The sequence below is a fragment of the Bacillus sp. LLTC93 genome (assembly GCF_002993125.1).
Taxonomy (GTDB): domain Bacteria; phylum Bacillota; class Bacilli; order Bacillales; family Bacillaceae; genus Bacillus; species Bacillus zhangzhouensis.
In genome coordinates this window covers 641,319-660,482 of sequence record NZ_PVME01000002.1, presented here as the reverse complement: position 1 = coordinate 660,482, position 19,164 = coordinate 641,319, and the positions used below count along the sequence as shown (strand labels likewise).

The window sequence follows — 19,164 nt, the reverse complement described above, 5'->3', positions numbered from 1 at the left end:
ATCGGCCTAAACATGGCACTGTTCATCAGCTGCCTGGCTAAAATGTAAGCGGTAACAAATAGGAGGGGAATGCATGAGCACGACAGTCATTGTATCTGGAGCGAGAACACCATTTGGAAAACTGGGCGGATCTTTAAGTGGTTTAACTGCCGCAGAATTAGGCGGAATGGCAATCAAGGCTACGCTGGACAGAGCCTCAAGTTCTCATAAGGTGGATGAGGTCATCATGGGAAGTGTTCTTCAAGGAGGCCAAGGTCAGATCCCTTCTAGGCAAGCAGCTAGATATGCTGATCTTCCATGGTCGGTTCCGACACAAACCATCAATAAAGTCTGTGCATCTGGCATGCGCAGTGTTAGCACAGCAGATCAAATGATTCGAGCAGGAGATGCAGAGGTCATAGTGGCGGGCGGTATGGAATCCATGTCTCATGCCCCTTATCTTCTAAAAAAAGCGCGATGGGGCTACAAAATGGGAGATGGTGCAGTGCAAGATGCGATGATTTTAGATGGATTAACCTGTTCGTTTACAGGTGTTCATATGGGCGAATATGGAAGCATGACAGCGAAGGAGCTCGGCATCACGCGAGAAGAGCAAGACCTTTGGGCGCTAAGAAGCCATGAGCGAGCCATTGAAGCTCAAAAAAGTGGCTTTTTTAAAAATGAAATCACCCCAGTCACCGTCAAGACGAAAAAAGGGGATCAGTTGATCACAGAAGATGAATCCCCGCGGCGTGATACGTCTTATGAAAGGTTATCAAAGCTCATGCCTGTTTTTGATCAGACCGGTACCATTACTGCTGGGAACGCACCAGGTGTCAATGACGGAGCAAGTGCGCTTCTTCTAATGAAAGACACATATGCTAAGCAGCATGGCGAAAAACCAATGGCTGTCGTGCTTGGACATACACAGGTAGCAGTAGAGGCAAAGGACTTTCCAAAAACACCAGCCTTTGCGATCGAAAAATTGATACAGAAAACAGGAAAGCGTGTAGAGGATATCGATTTGTTTGAAATCAATGAGGCTTTTTCAGCAGTGGCTCTGGCATGCGAAAAAATACTCGGGCTGGACCGGCGGAAAATGAATGTCAACGGAGGAGCAGTCGCGCTCGGTCACCCGATTGGGGCAAGCGGAACACGTATCATACTGACCTTGATTCATGCACTCAGACAAAGAGGCGGCGGCATTGGCATCGCGGCGATTTGTAGTGGGGGCGGTCAAGGAGATGCCATCATGATCAAGGTGGATTAAAAGGGAGGCGTTTATTGTCATGAGTACAGAAGAGACCGTCATGGTCGTCGGGGCTGGTCAAATGGGATCAGGCATTGCCCAAGTGTTTGCTCAGTCAGGCTACACAGTCCTGCTCCATGATGCACAAGAAGAGCAGATTCATAGAGCGATTTCCTCCATGACCAAACAACTGACGACACGAGCGGAAAAAGGAAAGCTGGCACATCAGGCAGTCCGTGATATTACGCAGCGGCTTGCAGTCTCCACGGATTTAAAGGACGTACAGCATGCACATTTAGTGATTGAAGCGGCATCTGAACAAATGAGTGTTAAGAAACAAATCTTTAAAACTCTCGATCAATTTGCAGAGGAGAAGACGATATTTGCGACCAATACGTCTTCCCTGTCCATCACCGAATTAGCAGCCGCTACGACAAGGCCAGAGCAGGTCATTGGCATGCATTTTATGAATCCGGTTCCTGTGATGAAGCTGGTTGAGGTCATCCGTGCACTGCAAACGAATGACGAAACGTATCAAATCGTTTTTGAAACAGCGAAGAAATTAAACAAAACCCCAATTGAAGTGGAGGACTTTCCGGGTTTTGTATCAAATCGCATATTGATGCCGATGATCAATGAGGCCATCTACACCCTTTATGAAGGCGTGGCAGATGCAGAAAGCATTGACAGCGTCATGACACTTGGGATGAATCACCCAATGGGTCCGCTTCGTCTCGCTGATTTAATCGGACTGGATACATGTTTATTTATTATGAATACCCTTCACGAGGGTCTTGGAGATAGCAAATATAGACCTTGTCCTCTTTTGAAAAAATACGTGAACGCAGGCTGGCTTGGCAGAAAGACAAAGAGAGGTTTTTACACATACCACGACCACTCATAGGGGGAGTCAAGATGGATGTTATGCTAACGGAAAAACAGCGTCTCTGGAGAGAACAAGTGGCATCATTTGCACGTCAGCATGTATTCCCTGAAGTAGAAGCCATGGAACAAGGCCAGTTTCCAAAAACACTTTTAGCTGAGATGGGACGTCAAGGCTTTCTAGGGCTTCCGATACCAGCTGCGTATCAAGGATTAGGGGCAGATTTTACAACGTATATCATCGCGATTCATGAATTATCGAAAGTGAGTGCAACCATCGGTGTCATTGTGTCCGTTCATACATCTGTTGTGACGATGCCTATTTTGGCTTTTGGTACGACCGAGCAAAAAGAATCCTATGTTCCGCTGCTTGCGTCTGGGCAGAAGCTGGGCGCCTTTTGCCTGACTGAACCAACAGCTGGCTCAGATGCTTCTAGTATTCAGCTAAGAGCAGAGCGGGTAGACGACCACTATGAGTTAAATGGAACGAAAATTTTTATCACAAGCGGCGGGGAAGCAGAACTGTATCTTGTATTTGCAGTGACAGACCCTGCTTCTGCTAAAAAAAATATATCGGCGTTCATTGTCGAAAAAGATACGCCGGGTTTTACGATCGGAAAAGATGAGAAGAAGATGGGGCTGCACGGATCAAAAACAGTGACGCTTCATTTTGATGGCGTGCGAATTCCGAAGGAGCAGCTGCTCGGTGCGGAAGGAGAGGGCTTTCGAATGGCCATGTCTAGCTTAAATGCGGGGAGAATCGGTATCGCGGCCCAAAGCCTTGGTATTGCAGAAGCCGCATTAACGGAGGCAGTGACTTATTTAAAGCAGCATCCAGCCGGTCTTGAAACGACCATTCGGTTAGGCGATTTGGCGGCGAAGCTTGAAGCGGCCAAGTTGCTCGTCTATCAAGCAGCTTCTTATAAAGAGGCAAATCGCCCAGTCACAAAGGAAGCGTCGATGGCAAAGTTATTTGCTTCAAAAACGGCGGTTGAGATCAGTACAGAAGCCATCCATTTGCTAGGCATGGACGGTTATACCAATCGATATCACGCAGAACGCTATTTTCGTGATGCGAAAATTTGTGAAATCTATGAAGGAACAAGTGAAATTCAAAGGCTGGTCATTTGTAAACAGCTAATATGAAATGAGGTGGCTCATGATGCAGTTCCAATTAAGTGATGAACATGAAATGATACAAAAAATGGTGAGAGATTTTGCGAGAAATGAAGTGGAGCCAACAGCAGCAGAGCGGGATGAGTCAGAAACCTATGATGCAGCTATTTTTCGCCAGATGGCGGAGCTCGGTTTAACGGGCATACCTTGGCCGGAAGAGGTTGGCGGGATCGGCAGTGACTATTTAGCCTATGTCATAGCGGTTGAGGAGCTCTCAAGAGTGTGCGCCTCTACGGGCGTTACCCTGTCTGCTCATACATCTCTCGCCTCATGGCCAATCTATACCTTCGGGACAGATGAGCAAAAGGAGACCTATTTAAAGCCGCTTGCAGAGGGACAGAAGATAGGTGCATACGCACTTACTGAAAGCGGCTCCGGTTCTGATGCAGGCGGAATGAAGACAACGGCAGTGAAAGCGGGTAGTGAATACGTCCTGAATGGTGCGAAGATCTTTATAACAAATGGAGGCATTGCGGATTATTATATTGTGTTTGCCGTGACTGACCAAGAAGCTACATCTCGAAATACAACCGCCTTTATTGTCGAAAAAGAGACACCGGGCTTCTCGATAGGTAAAAAAGAAAGCAAGCTGGGCATACGGTCATCGCCAACAACTGAAATCATATTTGAAGATTGTCGCATTCATGAAAGGAACCGGCTCGGTAAAGAAGGAGAAGGGTTTAAAATAGCCATGATGACGCTCGATGGCGGCAGAAACGGCATTGCTGCACAGGCTGTAGGGATCGCCCAAGGTGCTCTTGATGCGGCGGTCAATTATGCAAAGGAGCGCAAGCAATTTGGGAAACCAATTATACAGCAGCAAGGGATCGCTTTTAAGCTAGCCGATATGGCGACAGCGATCGAGGCGTCGAGACTGCTCACGTACCAGGCAGCATGGCTTGAAACGAAAGGGCTTCCGTATGGAAAGGAATCAGCCATGTCCAAGCTCTTTGCTGGTGATACAGCCATGAAGGTCACGACAGAAGCGGTTCAAATCTTCGGCGGGTACGGCTATACAAAGGATTACCCAGTCGAACGATACATGCGTGATGCGAAAATCACTCAAATTTACGAAGGAACACAGGAAATCCAGCGGCTGGTCATCTCACGGAAACTGCTAGATATGTAGAAAAAAAGCAAAGACCACCTGAACGTGAGGTGGTCTGTTTTGGTTTTGTTTCAATCATTTTTCGAATTTGAGGCAATTTCCAATATTGATCCATATCATCATGGCATTATGTTAAAATTGGGAAAAATATAAATATGGAGGTTATGATGATGACGACCATCTTAGCATTAGTCACTCTGGTTATTTGGATCATGGTTTCCACAGAGCTTTCGAAGTCTTCAAAGAAGGACGATCAAGAAAAAAGTCGCAGAAAGTTAATCGTATTAATGTCTGCGGGAACTTTGTTTACCATACCTGTTGTTTTCTCATTAATTCAGAACATCCAGCTTTAAATATGCACATTCGCCTATATTGCGGCTGTCTGTTTCGATTTCATCCATTTGAAAAAGACATAACGGACAAGCGGCCCCATAATCAAAAGCTGTAAAGGCAGCGCCATGATCACATTATGACCGAAAATCGTAAAGTAATCAGACAGAATTGATTGTGCTTGAAATCCTGTGCTGATGCTTTGAACCACATATCCGCATAAAGACATGAGGCACACCATCCCAAATACGATGCAGATGGAAAGAGTGAGTATAAAATAGATTTTCTTGCCTTTCGGGGCAAAGCGGCTGGCTGCTTTTTTTGCTGAAGGTTCAACAATGTACATTTCAATCAACAAAGCGATGACAAAACCGAGCACATAGCTGAGAACCCCTTCTAACCACGTCATATGTCCAAGCTGCCCGTTTAGAAATAGATTGTAAAAGAACATTACTGAAAACATACAAAAACACATCAATACACCAAATTGTATATCTTCTTTTCTTGTCATTGGCAATTCGATCAACCTCTCAAAATTAGTCTACTTATTATAGATTTTTGTATCAAACGGTCGTAAGTGAACATTTTGTGAAGGAATAAATTCCCTTTTTAAAGAAGAAGAAGTAGCTCTTATACAATCAAAATGGAAGATAAAAATGCACGCAAAATGTGTACGGCACACAAGAACCAGTCCAATTCTGCGCAAATGATTGACCTCTGGAGGCTCCTCATGAGAAAAAATCAAAATTTAACATCGATAAAGGTGGCATAAACTCCCCTAATTTGTTTATAATGAGAGGTATGGTTTGTCGTAAGAATAAGGTATAAATACTTATTATTTCACTGATAAATGGATACATATATGTAATAGAAAGGGAGTGTCTGACCTTGAGTTTGAAAGAATACTCACAGGAACAGCTCAAACAAATGTCTTTAGTTGAACTTGCTTATGAAATTTTCAGAGACAGCAAAACACCGATTACGTTTTCCGAGTTAATAGATGAAATGATCCGTTTGCAAGGGATACAAAAATCTGATCTTGATGATCGACTTGCCCAATTTTATACAGACTTAAATATAGATGGCCGCTTTATTTCGTTAGGTGATCAGAGATGGGGACTTCGCAGCTGGTATCCAGTTGATCAAATCGAAGAAGAAGTTCAGCCAGCTGTGAAAACAAAAGCGAAAAAGAAAAAAACAAAAGCAGCTGTCGTTGAAGAAGACTTCGATGAGATTGAAGAGGAAGAAGAAATCGAAGAGCTTGAAGAAGATATTGATCTTGTTGAAGACGACGATGATCTCGACTTAGATGAAGAAGAAGTTGATGAAGATCTAGAAGACTTCGACGAAGATGATGATGACGAAGATGATGACGGCTTAACGGAGATTGATGAAGACGATTTAGACGAGGAAAAGGAAGGCAAATAATCCTTTGAAACCGGTCCTTAAAACAGGACAAAACCGTCTTGACTTTCGAGAGCGAACTATGTAGTATGTATTTTGGGCTCTCTAAAAAGAGTACGTAAAGATACGTTCATTTACGCTCCCTTTCATTTATTTGAAAGGGAGCTTTCTTATTTTTCAAGAGATTTAGGGATACACTCTAAAAAGGATGAAGCTGTGCATGTCTAGTCATGCAAGGGTAAAAAAGAGAGGAGCATACGAAATGACAAAGTATATTTTTGTAACAGGAGGAGTTGTTTCCTCACTTGGAAAAGGGATCACGGCTGCATCGTTAGGCCGCCTTCTAAAAAACAGAGGGATGGATGTCACCATTCAAAAATTCGATCCATATATAAATGTAGACCCAGGGACAATGAGTCCATACCAGCATGGTGAAGTATTTGTTACAGATGACGGTGCTGAAACAGACCTTGACTTAGGTCACTACGAGCGTTTCATTGATATTAACTTAAATAAGTATAGCAACGTAACAACGGGTAAAATCTACTCTACTGTCTTGAAAAAAGAGCGTCGCGGCGACTATTTAGGCGGTACAGTACAGGTCATTCCCCACATTACAAATGAAATCAAAGACCGTGTATACCGCGCAGGGAAAGAAACTGGTGCGGATGTTGTCATTACAGAAATCGGCGGAACAGTTGGAGATATCGAATCCCTTCCATTCCTTGAAGCGATTCGTCAAATGAAGAGTGACATCGGACGTGAAAATGTCATGTACATTCATTGTACCCTTGTTCCTTACATCCGTGCAGCGGGCGAACTGAAAACAAAACCAACACAGCATAGTGTGAAAGAACTTCGCAGCCTTGGCATTCAGCCAAACGTCATTGTTGTTAGAACAGAAATGCCAATGACACAAGACATGAAGGACAAAATTGCTCTATTCTGTGATATTGATACAAAAGCTGTCATCGAATGTCAGGATGCAGACACCCTTTACTCCATTCCGCTTGATTTACAAAAACAAGGATTAGACAAGCTTGTATGTGAACACATGAAGCTTGAATGCCAAGATGCGGACATGACTGAGTGGACGGCTCTTGTCGACAAAGTGCAAAACCTTTCAAAACAAGTAACGATTGGACTTGTAGGGAAATATGTTGAGCTGCAAGATGCATACATTTCTGTTGTTGAATCACTTCGTCATGCTGGCTATGCATTTGATGCTGATGTTCAAATCAAATGGATCAATGCAGAGGAAGTCACAGCGGAGAATATAGCTGATTTCGCTCAAGATGTTGACGGTATGATCGTTCCTGGAGGCTTCGGAGACCGCGGAGTGGAAGGGAAAATCATTGCAACACAATATGCCCGCGAAAACAAAGTGCCATTCTTCGGCATTTGCCTAGGAATGCAAGTCGCTTCTATCGAATATGCGAGAAACGTACTAGGTCTTGAGGGAGCTCATTCAGCGGAAATTGATCCGGAAACAGCATTCCCAATCATCGACCTTCTTCCAGAACAGAAGGATGTAGATGATCTAGGCGGAACACTTCGTCTTGGCCTGTACCCTTGTAAATTAAATGAAGACTCGAAAGCATTTGCTGCATACAATGACGAAGTGGTCTACGAACGCCACCGTCATCGTTATGAGTTTAATAACGAATACAGACAGCAAATGGAAGCAGCGGGCTTTGTATTCTCTGGTACAAGCCCAGACGGACGTCTTGTTGAAATTATCGAGCTGAAGGATCACCCTTGGTTCCTTGCTTCTCAGTTCCACCCAGAATTCATTTCAAGACCGACAAGACCACAGCCATTATTTAGAGATTTCGTTGGTGCTTCTTTGCAAGCATCTGAATCAAAATAAAACAAAAAACTGCCGAGAATATCATCTTCTCGGCAGTTTTTTTATTCATATTCTTCAACGATTTCTTTCACAGTAAACGATAGAGCGTGGTAGACATATAAGCAGGTCATTAACGCAGGATAGCCGAACCTTGTTCCATCCTCAGCAGGCACAAGTGGTTTCTTGAGCTGGTAATCAATGTGAACATCGCAATGCTCTTCAATCATTGACGGCTCCTTTTGTGCTGGCCCAACTCCAACAATGGGCGTACCTTGCGCCTGCAGTTCTTTTACGAGGGATTGGATCTCCTGATCTTCTGGATCTGAATAAAAAAGCAGCACCCTGTCACTTGGGTGAAGTAAGCTGCGCTCCTTTTGATCCAGCGGCAGTACTTTCGCACCGGGAAAGGGCTCCTTGCTTTCGGATGCCTCTAGGGCTACAGCAGCCAGCTCTTTCTTTCCGTGGAAATAAACGGCATGTCCACTGACAACGGATTGAGCAAGAAGGCGTGCGCCGTCCTCAATCGCTTCTGTCTGCTTTTCTCCAATACGTGAAAAAATACCTGATAACTGGGTTGTGAAAATTTTTAACAAGACTCATTTCCTCCTTCGGTTAGCTCATTTTATAATAGAATATAAAGAGAATATTAGGAAAAATGCTCAGAAAATGTCGTAAAGTAGACTATTATAAATAAAGGAAATGTGAAAATCAAACAGAATTATTTAACAACTGCTCTTTTTATGGCGAAAAATGAAAGTAATGGGGTGTAACAGATGAATGAGAAAATTTTAATTGTCGATGATCAGTACGGTATTAGAATATTGCTGAATGAAGTGTTTCATAAAGAAGGCTATCAAACCTTCCAAGCGGCCAATGGTCTACAAGCGTTAGATATTGTGAAAAACCATAGACCGAACCTTGTTCTGCTTGATATGAAGATTCCCGGAATGGATGGGATTGAGATTTTAAAACGAATGAAATTAATTGATGAAGACATCCGCGTGATCATTATGACAGCTTATGGCGAATTAGATATGATTCAAGAATCCAAAGAACTCGGTGCGTTGACACACTTTGCTAAACCATTTGATATTGATGAGATCCGAGATGCAGTCAAAGAATACTTGCCTCTTGAAACAAATGGCTAGCTGGAAATGATTGAATCGAGTCATTCTGTTGCCGATTTGTCGAATAATTGGTATTCTAGATAAGAAGAAGAAGAAAGCGATCTGACTTTGAAAGTTTACATATGGCGAGAAATTCTGGTCATGCTAGGGTGGAGAGCTTTTTTTAGTAAGCAAATTAGCTACATAGGGAGGATTTTTCATCATGCCTTTAGTTTCAATGACAGAAATGTTGAAAGACGCAAAGGAAAAAGGTTACGCTGTTGGACAGTTTAACTTAAATAACTTAGAATTCACGCAAGCGATTTTACAAGCTGCTGAAGAAGAGAAATCTCCAGTTATCTTAGGAGTATCTGAAGGAGCAGGACGCTACATGGGCGGCTTCAAAACAGTTGTCGCAATGGTTAAAGCGTTAATCGAAGAATATAATGTAACAGTTCCTGTTGCGATTCATTTAGATCACGGTTCAAGCTTTGAATCTTGTGCAAAAGCGATTCATGCAGGATTTACTTCTGTTATGATCGATGCTTCTCACCACCCATTCGATGAGAATGTGGCAACAACTGCAAAAGTAGTTGAGCTTGCACATTTCCACGGTGTATCTGTAGAAGCTGAGCTTGGAACTGTTGGTGGACAAGAAGACGACGTCATCGCTGAGGGCGTTATTTATGCTGATCCAAAAGAGTGCAAAGAGCTTGTAGAACGTACTGGTATCGACTGCCTTGCACCTGCACTAGGTTCAGTTCATGGTCCATACAAAGGTGAACCAAACCTTGGTTTCGCTGAAATGGAAGAAATCGGTAAAACAACAGGTCTTCCACTTGTTCTTCACGGCGGAACAGGTATCCCAACTGCTGACATCAAGCGTTCAATTTCACTTGGTACAGCAAAAATCAATGTAAACACTGAAAACCAAATTGCTTCTGCGAAAGCAGTTCGCGAAACACTTGCTGTAAAAACAGAAGAGTATGATCCACGTAAATATCTTGGACCAGCTCGTGACGCAATTAAAGCAACTGTTATCGGCAAAATGCGTGAATTTGGTTCTTCTAACCAAGCATAATTTGATGAGAACCGAAAGCCGCCTGAGTCACAGGCGGTTTTCTCCATATCTTGAGAAAGCGCAATCAAATTTACATTTCAGACAATTTATTGATAGGAGAGTGGCACAGTTATGTTATTTTTTGTAGATACAGCGAATATCGCAGACATCAAAGAGGCGCACGAGCTTGGCATTTTAGCAGGCGTCACAACAAACCCTAGTTTAGTAGCGAAAGAAAAGGACGTATCATTCCACGACCGTCTTCGCGAAATCACTGACGTGGTATCAGGCTCTGTCAGTGCAGAAGTCATTTCCCTCAAAGCAGAAGAAATGATTGAAGAAGGAAAAGAGCTTGCTGCCATTGCACCAAATATCACGGTTAAAATCCCAATGACAACAGATGGTCTTAAAGCTGTCAAAGCGTTAACAGACCTTGGAATTAAAACAAACGTCACTTTGATTTTTAGTGCAAACCAGGCACTTCTTGCAGCTAGAGCTGGTGCGACGTATGTCTCTCCATTCCTCGGCCGCTTAGATGACATTGGCCAAAATGGTCTCGATCTCATCAGTGAAGTGAAAACCATATTTGATGTTCATGGCTTAGATACACAAATCATTGCTGCATCCATTCGTCATCCGCAGCACGTGACAGAAGCTGCACTTAGAGGTGCTCATATCGGCACAATGCCGCTGAAAGTCATCAAGCAGCTGACGAAACACCCATTAACGGATGCGGGCATTGAGCAATTTTTAGCTGACTGGAATAAATAAGTGATTGTGGCAGGCGGGATTGTCTCCTGCTTGCCGCAGTTTTCCTTAAAAACGCTAAGAAATGTTTTGTGCAAAGAAGAGAACATCACAGCCTCGCAAAGCTTCGATTATTTTTCTTCCGACAAATTTCGTTTAACCTGTATTCTTTCTCTTGATATTGGCTAAATTTTGGACAAGACCTTTTAAAGCGCGACATCCACAAACAGTATAACTCCAACAGTGATCTTCTTTAAGAAGGGAGACAAATATGGAAAAGTTAAACATTGCCGGCGGTGACCCCTTACGCGGGACCGTACATATTAGTGGTGCGAAAAATAGTGCAGTGGCACTGATTCCTGCCACGATTCTCGCTGATTCTCCAGTAACGATTGAGGGCCTTCCGCATATTTCAGATATTGACACATTACGAGATCTGTTAGAAGAGATTGGCGGAAAGGTCACATTTGAAAAAGGTGAAATGGTCGTCAATCCTGCTTCCATGATCAGTATGCCGCTTCCTAATGGGAAAGTGAAGAAACTGCGTGCGTCTTATTATTTAATGGGCGCTATGCTGGGAAGATTCAAGCAGGCTGTCATTGGGCTGCCAGGAGGGTGCCACTTAGGACCTAGACCGATCGATCAGCATATCAAAGGCTTTGAAGCACTTGGAGCCGAGGTGACAAATGAGCAGGGTGCGATTTATTTGCGTGCTGAAAAATTAGTCGGAGCCCGTATTTATCTTGATGTTGTCAGTGTCGGTGCGACCATCAATATCATGCTGGCAGCTGTACTGGCCGAAGGGAAAACGGTGATTGAAAATGCCGCAAAAGAGCCCGAAATTATTGACGTAGCAACACTGCTTGCAAGCATGGGAGCCAGAATCAAAGGTGCGGGTACTGATGTGATTCGAATCGAAGGTGTAGAATCTCTTCATGGCTGTAAGCATTCAATCATTCCTGACCGCATAGAAGCAGGTACGTTTTTAATTGCTGGTGCAGCGATGGGAGATGAAGTTGTACTTGATAATGTGATCCCAACTCATTTAGAATCAATTACGGCGAAACTTAGAGAAATGGGATTCACCATTGAAACGAGCAACGATCAGATGTTGATCGTTGGCAGAAACGAAGGACTCAAGCCTGTCGATATCAAAACCCTTGTGTATCCGGGCTTTCCGACTGACCTTCAGCAGCCGATGACGGCTTTGTTAACAAAAGCGAAAGGCACGAGTGTGGTCACAGATACGATCTACTCTGCCCGTTTTAAGCACATTGACGAATTGCGTCGAATGGGTGCAAACATGAAGGTGGAAGGAAGATCTGCCATTATTACAGGACAAACGCAGCTTCAAGGAGCAAAGGTGAAAGCAAGTGATCTGCGTGCAGGTGCTTGTCTCGTTGTCGCAGGGTTGATGGCAGACGGTGTGACCGAAATCACAGGGCTTGAACATATAGACAGAGGTTATAGTTTGCTTGAGGAGAAGCTTGAAGGCTTGGGTGCAACCATCTGGCGTGAAAAGCTGAATGACCAAGAAATAGAAGAACTTCAAAATTCATAAGGCTTTGACTGTGAGAGGAGATTTGGACAAAAATGGAAAGAAGTTTATCGATGGAACTAGTACGGGTGACAGAAGCAGCCGCTTTAAAATCTGCCCGTTGGATGGGAAGAGGAAAGAAAGACGAAGCGGATGATGCTGCAACAAGTGCAATGCGTGATGTATTTGACACTATTCCGATGAAGGGAACAGTCGTCATCGGCGAGGGAGAAATGGACGAAGCGCCAATGCTTTATATTGGGGAAAAGCTTGGCAACGGATATGGACCTCGCGTGGATGTCGCTGTTGATCCATTAGAAGGAACAAATATTGTGGCAAGCGGCGGCTGGAATGCCTTAGCTGTCATTGCGGTTGCAGATCATGGCAACTTGCTGAATGCACCTGATATGTACATGGATAAGATCGCAGTAGGTCCAGAAGCGGTAGGCTGCATCGACATTGAAGCGCCTGTCATTGATAATCTTCGCGCTGTTGCAAAAGCGAAAAACAAAGATATTGAAGATGTTGTTGCGACGATTTTAAACAGAGGTCGACATGAGAAAATTATTGCTGAGCTGAGAGAAGCAGGAGCAAGAATCAAACTAATCGATGATGGTGACGTTGCAGGAGCCATTAATACAGCATTTGATCACACAGGTGTTGATATTCTATTTGGTTCAGGTGGAGCGCCTGAGGGTGTCCTTTCTGCTGTTGCGTTAAAGGCACTTGGTGGAGAAATCCATGGTAAGCTTCTTCCTCAAAGTGAACAAGAGCTGATACGCTGTGAGAAAATGGGGCTGGATGTTGGGAAAGTCCTAAGAATGGAAGACCTCGTAAAAGGAGACGACGCCATTTTTGCAGCGACAGGTGTAACGGACGGCGAGTTATTAAAAGGTGTTCAATTCAAAGGCTCTGTTGGAACAACACATAGTGTTGTCATGCGTGCGAAATCGGGTACTGTTCGATTCGTTGATGGCAGACACAGCTTAAAGAAAAAACCGAATCTTTTTATTCGTCCGTAATCAGAAAGCGGGTATTCATTACCCGCTTTTCATATAGGTTTCAAATGTATATCATTTTCTTTTTAAAGTTGAATATTCTCTGCAAATGAGGTAAAACTAAAGAGTGCTGCGAAATTTCCTGCGAATTTACTTCTTTTAAGCTTCAACAAGTTTAAATACTGCCGCATCATGACGATATACTCATTATCCTTCTCTATGTTGACAAAGCTCTATTCCACATTGATTCTATCGATCACGATACAACGAGTGGGAGCGTTACCATCAGAGCGAGGTCATTCCAACAAAAAAGGAATTAAAGCTAATCAAATACAATGGTCATGCATTTGTAATGAAATACATTGACTAGAAAAGTGTGGTGTCCATATTGAAAGATGTTTCGATCTCATCTTTGGAAAATATGAAATTAAAAGAGCTGTATGAGTTAGCAAAACGCTACAAAATCTCTTATTACAGCAAACTAACAAAAAAAGAATTAATCTTTGCCATTCTAAAGGCAAATGCTGAGCAAGAGGATCTCTTATTTATGGAAGGGGTTCTTGAAATTATTCAGTCTGAGGGATTTGGTTTCTTAAGACCGATTAACTACTCCCCAAGTTCTGAAGATATTTATATTTCTGCTTCACAAATCAGACGCTTTGATTTGCGAAATGGAGATAAAGTGTCTGGAAAGGTACGACCTCCAAAAGAGAATGAACGCTACTATGGCCTCCTTCATGTAGAAGCGGTAAATGGGGACGACCCAGAATCAGCAAAGGAACGTGTTCACTTTCCTGCACTCACACCGCTATTTCCTGATCGCCAAATGATTCTTGAAACGCAGCCTAATCATCTGTCTACTAGAATTATGGATATGATGGCGCCAGTTGGGTTTGGACAGCGTGGATTAATCGTTGCGCCGCCTAAGGCAGGGAAAACCATTCTACTCAAAGAAATTGCCAACAGCATTTCTGAAAATCATCCAGAGGCAGAACTGATTGTCCTTCTGATTGACGAACGCCCGGAGGAAGTAACAGATATCGAACGGTCTGTTGCAGGGGATGTTGTTAGTTCAACCTTTGACGAAGTACCGGAAAACCACATTAAAGTAGCAGAGCTTGTATTAGAGCGTGCCATGCGTCTTGTTGAACATAAAAAAGATGTCATCATCTTAATGGACAGCATTACAAGGCTTGCTCGTGCATACAACCTTGTCATCCCACCAAGCGGCCGAACGCTTTCCGGCGGGATTGATCCAGCGGCTTTCCATCGCCCGAAACGTTTCTTTGGTGCTGCGCGTAACATCGAGGAAGGCGGAAGCTTGACGATTTTAGCTACTGCACTTGTTGATACTGGATCACGTATGGATGATGTGATTTATGAGGAATTTAAAGGAACTGGAAACATGGAGCTTCATTTGGACCGTTCTCTTGCAGAGAGAAGAATCTTCCCAGCGATCGACATTCGTCGTTCTGGTACGAGAAAAGAAGAACTACTTGTGCCAAAAGAGCATCTTGATCGTCTATGGGCAATGAGAAAATCGATGTCAGATACACCTGACTTCGCTGAGAAGTTCATGCGCAAAATGAGAAAAACAAAGACAAATCAAGAATTTTTCGAAATTTTAACGCAAGAATGGAAACAAGCAAATATGTCTGCATCAAGAAGATAACTTTCTGAAAAAATACATTTGCAATCATAGACTCACACTGTTATAATTTTATCATGTGCGTTTCAGAATTTATTCTGAGATATTAACTCTGTTTCCGAATTGGATTCAGGGCGGAAGGAGATGACAGTAGATGAAAACAGGAATTCATCCTAACTACAAAAAAGCTACAGTCAAATGCGCTTGTGGAAATGAGTTTGAAACTGGATCAGTAAAAGAAGAGATTCGCATCGAGATTTGTTCTGAGTGCCATCCTTTCTATACAGGCCGTCAAAAATTCGCTTCTGCTGATGGACGTGTTGACCGCTTTAACAAAAAATACGGTCTTAAGTAATAATAGATACAATAAACAGGCAGGAATCCGTTCTTGCCTGTTTTTTTACGTGGATTGATGGAACTTTAAAACGGGGGAGAAGACTTTATGTATGTGATGAAACAAAGCGGTTGGCTTGAAGTCATCTGCGGTAGTATGTTTTCTGGAAAGTCGGAAGAATTGATTCGGAGAGCCAAAAGAGCCACCTTTGCCAAACAAGAAGTAAAAATATTCAAACCAGCGATTGATAACCGATATAGCACGAGCTCAGTTGTGTCACATAACGGTTCATCAGTAGATGGGATTGCAGTAGCCTCACCAAAAGACATAATAACGCACATATCAGAAAGAACCGATGTCATTGGCATTGATGAGGTGCAATTTTTTGATGAGACAATCATTGATATTGTCACTCAATTGGCTGATAAAGGCTACCGAGTCATTGTTGCAGGCCTGGATCAAGACTTCAGAGGAGAGCCATTTGGTGTTGTTCCGCATTTAATGGCATGTGCAGAGCTTGTAACAAAACTTCAAGCCGTTTGTTCGGTATGCGGCTCCCCAGCGAGTAGAACACAACGCTTGATCGACGGTAAACCCGCATCCTATGATGATCCCATTATTTTAGTAGGTGCGCAGGAATCATATGAAGCACGATGCAGACATCACCATGAAGTACCAAGACTTGACGTTGGTACAACACTTGACAATTAAAAAAATAGCAAATGCCGCTGTGTTTCGTTTTTCGAGATTTTGGCTGAACACCCATCATTTGTACTTAAATAAATTAAATAACACTACGAAAAAATTATCTAATTTTCAACGCTTGCGTTTTGGCATAAGCAGGCATAAAATGACTAACTGTAGTGTAAAGCATTTTAACGAAAAGTTCGATTTCTTGTCATAATTTTTTTGATTAAGGGTTTTTCTCCTTAATCGTTCTTTTGATTAATAGTTAACTTTATTTATATTTTAGAAAGAGGGTAGTTTTTGATGAACAACGTGAAGAAAACAAAAGAAGGGTACCTCGAAACCACTTTAACAGGTAAAGATGTATTATCGATTCCAACGTTGAACAAAGGAGTTGCTTTCTCTGAAGAAGAAAGACAAGAGCTTGGACTAGAAGGATTGCTTCCTCCAACTGTTCTAACTTTAGAACAACAAGCAGAGAGAGCATACAAGCAATTTCTTGCTCAGCCAGATCGTCTTCGTCAAAACGTATACTTAAGTGATTTACAAAACCGTAACGAAGTATTGTTCTACAAGCTGTTAAAAGACAAGCTTCGTGAAATGCTTCCGGTTGTTTACACACCAACTGTTGGTGAAGCGATTCAAGAATACAGCCATGAATACAGAAGACCTCATGGTGTCTATCTTTCAATCGACAACATTGACGGCATTGAGAAAGCATTTGAAAACTTACATGCAACAGCTGGAGATATTGACCTAATCGTTGCAACTGACTCTGAGAGTATCCTTGGAATTGGTGACTGGGGTGTTGGTGGTATCAACATCGCAATCGGTAAATTAGCTGTTTACACTGCAGCAGCAGGTATTGATCCAAGCCGTGTGATTCCAGTTGTATTAGATGTTGGAACAAACAATGAAAAATTATTGAATGATCCATTATACATCGGTAACCATCACAAACGTGTACAAGGTGAAAAATACGAAGAGTTCATTGATGCTTATGTAAAAGCAGCACTTAAATTCTTCCCGAAAGCATTGCTTCACTGGGAAGACCTTGGAAACAAAAATGCTCGTAACATCATGAAAAAATACAATGATAACATCCTAACGTTCAATGATGATATTCAAGGTACTGGTGCCATTACTTTAGCGGGTGTACTTGCAGCTGTCAAGAAAACTGGTACACAATTGAAAGATCACCGTGTTGTGATTTTCGGAGCAGGATCAGCTGGTATCGGAATCGCAGATCAAGTGCGTGACACAATGGTACTTGAAGGTCTGACTGAAGAAGAAGCAAACAATGCATTCTGGACATTAGACTACAGAGGGCTGTTAACAGATCAATTTGAAGATGAAGTGCTTGATTTCCAAAAACCGTATCTTCGTTCATCTGACGAAGTTGAGGGCTGGGCACGTGATGAAAAAGGACAAATCTCATTTGCAGAAACCGTTCGCAAAGTGAAGCCAACGATCCTAATCGGTACATCAGGTCAAGGCGGCGCATTCACTGAAGAAATCATTAAAGAAATGGCAGCTCATACAGAGCGTCCAGTGATCATGCCAATGTCTAACCCAACACCACTTGCTGAGGCAGTGCCAGAGGATCTGTTTAAATGGACAGACGGCCGTGTGCTGATTGCAACAGGAAGCCCGTTCGAAAACGTTGAGTACAACGGAATCGAACATGAAATCGGACAATCAAACAATGCGTTCGTTTTCCCAGGACTTGGTCTTGGTTCTATCGTCACAGAATCAAAAATCATCACAAAAAGCATGTTCGTTGCTTCTGCAAATGCGATTGCTGAAATGGTTGATCACGAAAAACCAGGTGCTGGCTTACTTCCAAGCATTGATAACTTGCAAGAAGTGTCAATCCATGTGGCAATTGAAGTAGCGAAAGCAGCGATTGAAGATGGAGTCGCAAGAAAAACTCCTGACAACATTGAACAAGCTGTGAAAGATGCAATGTGGATTCCTGAATATAAAAAGATTGTAAGAGCATAATAAAATGTGTAACGCGGCATTGTTTAGGGTAATTTAAGCAATGCCGCAATAAATAGAAATATGTAAAGGATTTAAGGAGGAAGAGTAAGGTGGACTTTTTAAATATTTTGATCCTCCTAGCACCGATTTTTTTCGTTATCGCGCTGGGTTGGTTCGCAGGGAACTTCGGCAGCTATGACGCTAAATCTGCAAAAGGTGTAAGTACACTTGTGACAAAGTATGCTTTGCCAGCGCACTTTATCGCCAGCATTCTGTCAACACCAAAAGATAAATTCTATAGTCAAATTCCGTTTTTCGTTGCATTAATTTTAGGAATCGTTGGTTTTTATATCATTATCCTTCTTGTTACGAAATTTGCTTTTAAATACGATTTAACAAATTCATCTGTTTTCTCGTTAAACTCAGCTCAACCGACCTTTGCATTTATGGGGATTCCGGTCCTAGGCAGTTTATTTGGGGCTCAAGAAGTTGCAATTCCGATTGCAATTACCGGAATAGTTGTAAATGCAATGCTTGATCCAATTGCGATTATTGTGTCAACTGTCGGTGAAAAAACGAAAGGAAAAGGCAAAGACGGCGAAAGTTTCCTTAAAATGACGACGAAAGCCATTTTGCACGGTTTATCAGAGCCTCTTGCACTTGCACCGCTAGCAAGTATCATTCTTGTTCTTTTAGGATTTAAACTTCCTGAAATTGGACATGAAATGTTAGAGGAAATTGGAAGTGTTACATCAGGGGTTGCGCTATTTGCAGTCGGTGTCACTGTTGGTATCCGTAAGATTAAATTAAGCATACCAGCATTCAGTATCGCATTGCTAAAAGTAGCTGTACAACCATTACTTATGTATTTCATCGCCATTTTTATGGGTCTTTCGGCTGATGAAATTACAAAAGCTGTATTGCTTGTTGCCTTCCCAGGTTCAGCTGTTGCAGCGATGATCGCAACGCGATTTGAAAAACAAGAAGCAGAAACTGCATCCGCATTTGTGATCAGTGCAATCATGTCATTAATTTCATTACCGATCATTATTGCACTTACCTCATAATAAAGTAGAAAGGCTGCCTA

Annotated in this window: 18 protein-coding genes; 16 read left to right on the top strand and 2 right to left on the bottom strand. The window is 42.7% G+C overall.

Annotated features, from left to right (window positions below; all coding sequences use genetic code 11):
- The first annotated feature begins 73 nt into the window (after window positions 1–73).
- The 4 genes from C6W18_RS08580 to C6W18_RS08565 are packed head-to-tail and all read left to right on the top strand — an operon-like array spanning window position 74 to window position 4,415.
- On the top strand, window positions 74–1,249 hold the full coding sequence (locus C6W18_RS08580; RefSeq protein WP_105927251.1) for an acetyl-CoA C-acetyltransferase: 1,176 nt from the start codon (window positions 74–76) through the stop codon (window positions 1,247–1,249).
- A 19-nt stretch (window positions 1,250–1,268) separates the two neighbouring features.
- Window positions 1,269–2,132, top strand: coding sequence for a 3-hydroxybutyryl-CoA dehydrogenase (locus C6W18_RS08575; RefSeq protein WP_105927249.1), 864 nt, complete (start codon window positions 1,269–1,271; stop codon window positions 2,130–2,132).
- Between the two features lie 11 nt (window positions 2,133–2,143).
- On the top strand, window positions 2,144–3,256 hold the full coding sequence (locus C6W18_RS08570) for an acyl-CoA dehydrogenase family protein (protein WP_105927247.1): 1,113 nt from the start codon (window positions 2,144–2,146) through the stop codon (window positions 3,254–3,256).
- Window positions 3,257–3,272: 16 nt separating this feature from the next.
- Entirely contained in the window at window positions 3,273–4,415 is a 1,143-nt protein-coding gene (locus C6W18_RS08565) for an acyl-CoA dehydrogenase (protein WP_105927245.1), read from the top strand.
- Window positions 4,416–4,761: 346 nt separating this feature from the next.
- On the opposite strand, the gene C6W18_RS08555 is transcribed toward C6W18_RS08565, so the two are convergent.
- The gene (locus tag C6W18_RS08555) at window positions 4,762–5,235 is read right to left on the bottom strand and encodes a DUF2798 domain-containing protein (protein ID WP_223251678.1); all 474 of its coding nucleotides are present in this window, start codon (window positions 5,233–5,235) and stop codon (window positions 4,762–4,764) included.
- Between the two features lie 377 nt (window positions 5,236–5,612).
- Here C6W18_RS08555 and rpoE point away from each other — a divergent pair, with 377 nt between their 5' ends.
- Window positions 5,613–6,152: a DNA-directed RNA polymerase subunit delta gene (rpoE, locus tag C6W18_RS08550; RefSeq protein ID WP_105927241.1), complete on the top strand. Its 540-nt coding sequence runs from the start codon at window positions 5,613–5,615 to the stop codon at window positions 6,150–6,152.
- Window positions 6,153–6,390: 238 nt separating this feature from the next.
- Window positions 6,391–7,998, top strand: a complete 1,608-nt coding sequence (pyrG, locus tag C6W18_RS08545; protein WP_034318251.1) for a glutamine hydrolyzing CTP synthase — start codon at window positions 6,391–6,393, stop codon at window positions 7,996–7,998.
- 41 nt (window positions 7,999–8,039) lie between these two features.
- Here pyrG and C6W18_RS08540 read toward each other — a convergent pair whose 3' ends face one another.
- Window positions 8,040–8,570, bottom strand: coding sequence for a DUF2529 domain-containing protein (locus tag C6W18_RS08540; RefSeq protein WP_105927239.1), 531 nt, complete (start codon window positions 8,568–8,570; stop codon window positions 8,040–8,042).
- A 180-nt stretch (window positions 8,571–8,750) separates the two neighbouring features.
- Between C6W18_RS08540 and C6W18_RS08535 the strand changes: the two genes are divergently transcribed.
- The 10 genes from C6W18_RS08535 to C6W18_RS08490 all read left to right on the top strand — a co-directional run bounded on the left by C6W18_RS08535 (window position 8,751) and on the right by C6W18_RS08490 (window position 19,144).
- Window positions 8,751–9,125: a response regulator gene (locus tag C6W18_RS08535; protein WP_003214681.1), complete on the top strand. Its 375-nt coding sequence runs from the start codon at window positions 8,751–8,753 to the stop codon at window positions 9,123–9,125.
- 181 nt (window positions 9,126–9,306) lie between these two features.
- On the top strand, window positions 9,307–10,164 hold the full coding sequence (locus C6W18_RS08530) for a class II fructose-bisphosphate aldolase (protein WP_034318256.1): 858 nt from the start codon (window positions 9,307–9,309) through the stop codon (window positions 10,162–10,164).
- Between the two features lie 111 nt (window positions 10,165–10,275).
- Entirely contained in the window at window positions 10,276–10,914 is a 639-nt protein-coding gene (fsa, locus tag C6W18_RS08525) for a fructose-6-phosphate aldolase (protein ID WP_003215343.1), read from the top strand.
- A gap of 247 nt (window positions 10,915–11,161) precedes the next feature.
- Window positions 11,162–12,451, top strand: a complete 1,290-nt coding sequence (locus C6W18_RS08520) for a UDP-N-acetylglucosamine 1-carboxyvinyltransferase (protein ID WP_105927237.1) — start codon at window positions 11,162–11,164, stop codon at window positions 12,449–12,451.
- A gap of 32 nt (window positions 12,452–12,483) precedes the next feature.
- Window positions 12,484–13,449, top strand: coding sequence for a class II fructose-bisphosphatase (glpX, locus tag C6W18_RS08515; protein ID WP_034318265.1), 966 nt, complete (start codon window positions 12,484–12,486; stop codon window positions 13,447–13,449).
- A 364-nt stretch (window positions 13,450–13,813) separates the two neighbouring features.
- Window positions 13,814–15,097, top strand: a complete 1,284-nt coding sequence (rho, locus tag C6W18_RS08510; RefSeq protein ID WP_105927235.1) for a transcription termination factor Rho — start codon at window positions 13,814–13,816, stop codon at window positions 15,095–15,097.
- A gap of 130 nt (window positions 15,098–15,227) precedes the next feature.
- Window positions 15,228–15,428: a 50S ribosomal protein L31 gene (gene rpmE / locus C6W18_RS08505; protein ID WP_034318270.1), complete on the top strand. Its 201-nt coding sequence runs from the start codon at window positions 15,228–15,230 to the stop codon at window positions 15,426–15,428.
- 87 nt (window positions 15,429–15,515) lie between these two features.
- Window positions 15,516–16,118, top strand: a complete 603-nt coding sequence (locus C6W18_RS08500) for a thymidine kinase (protein WP_003214626.1) — start codon at window positions 15,516–15,518, stop codon at window positions 16,116–16,118.
- Between the two features lie 279 nt (window positions 16,119–16,397).
- Window positions 16,398–18,098: an oxaloacetate-decarboxylating malate dehydrogenase gene (malS, locus tag C6W18_RS08495; RefSeq protein WP_105927233.1), complete on the top strand. Its 1,701-nt coding sequence runs from the start codon at window positions 16,398–16,400 to the stop codon at window positions 18,096–18,098.
- An 89-nt stretch (window positions 18,099–18,187) separates the two neighbouring features.
- Window positions 18,188–19,144: an AEC family transporter gene (locus C6W18_RS08490; RefSeq protein ID WP_105927231.1), complete on the top strand. Its 957-nt coding sequence runs from the start codon at window positions 18,188–18,190 to the stop codon at window positions 19,142–19,144.
- Window positions 19,145–19,164 lie beyond the last annotated feature (20 nt).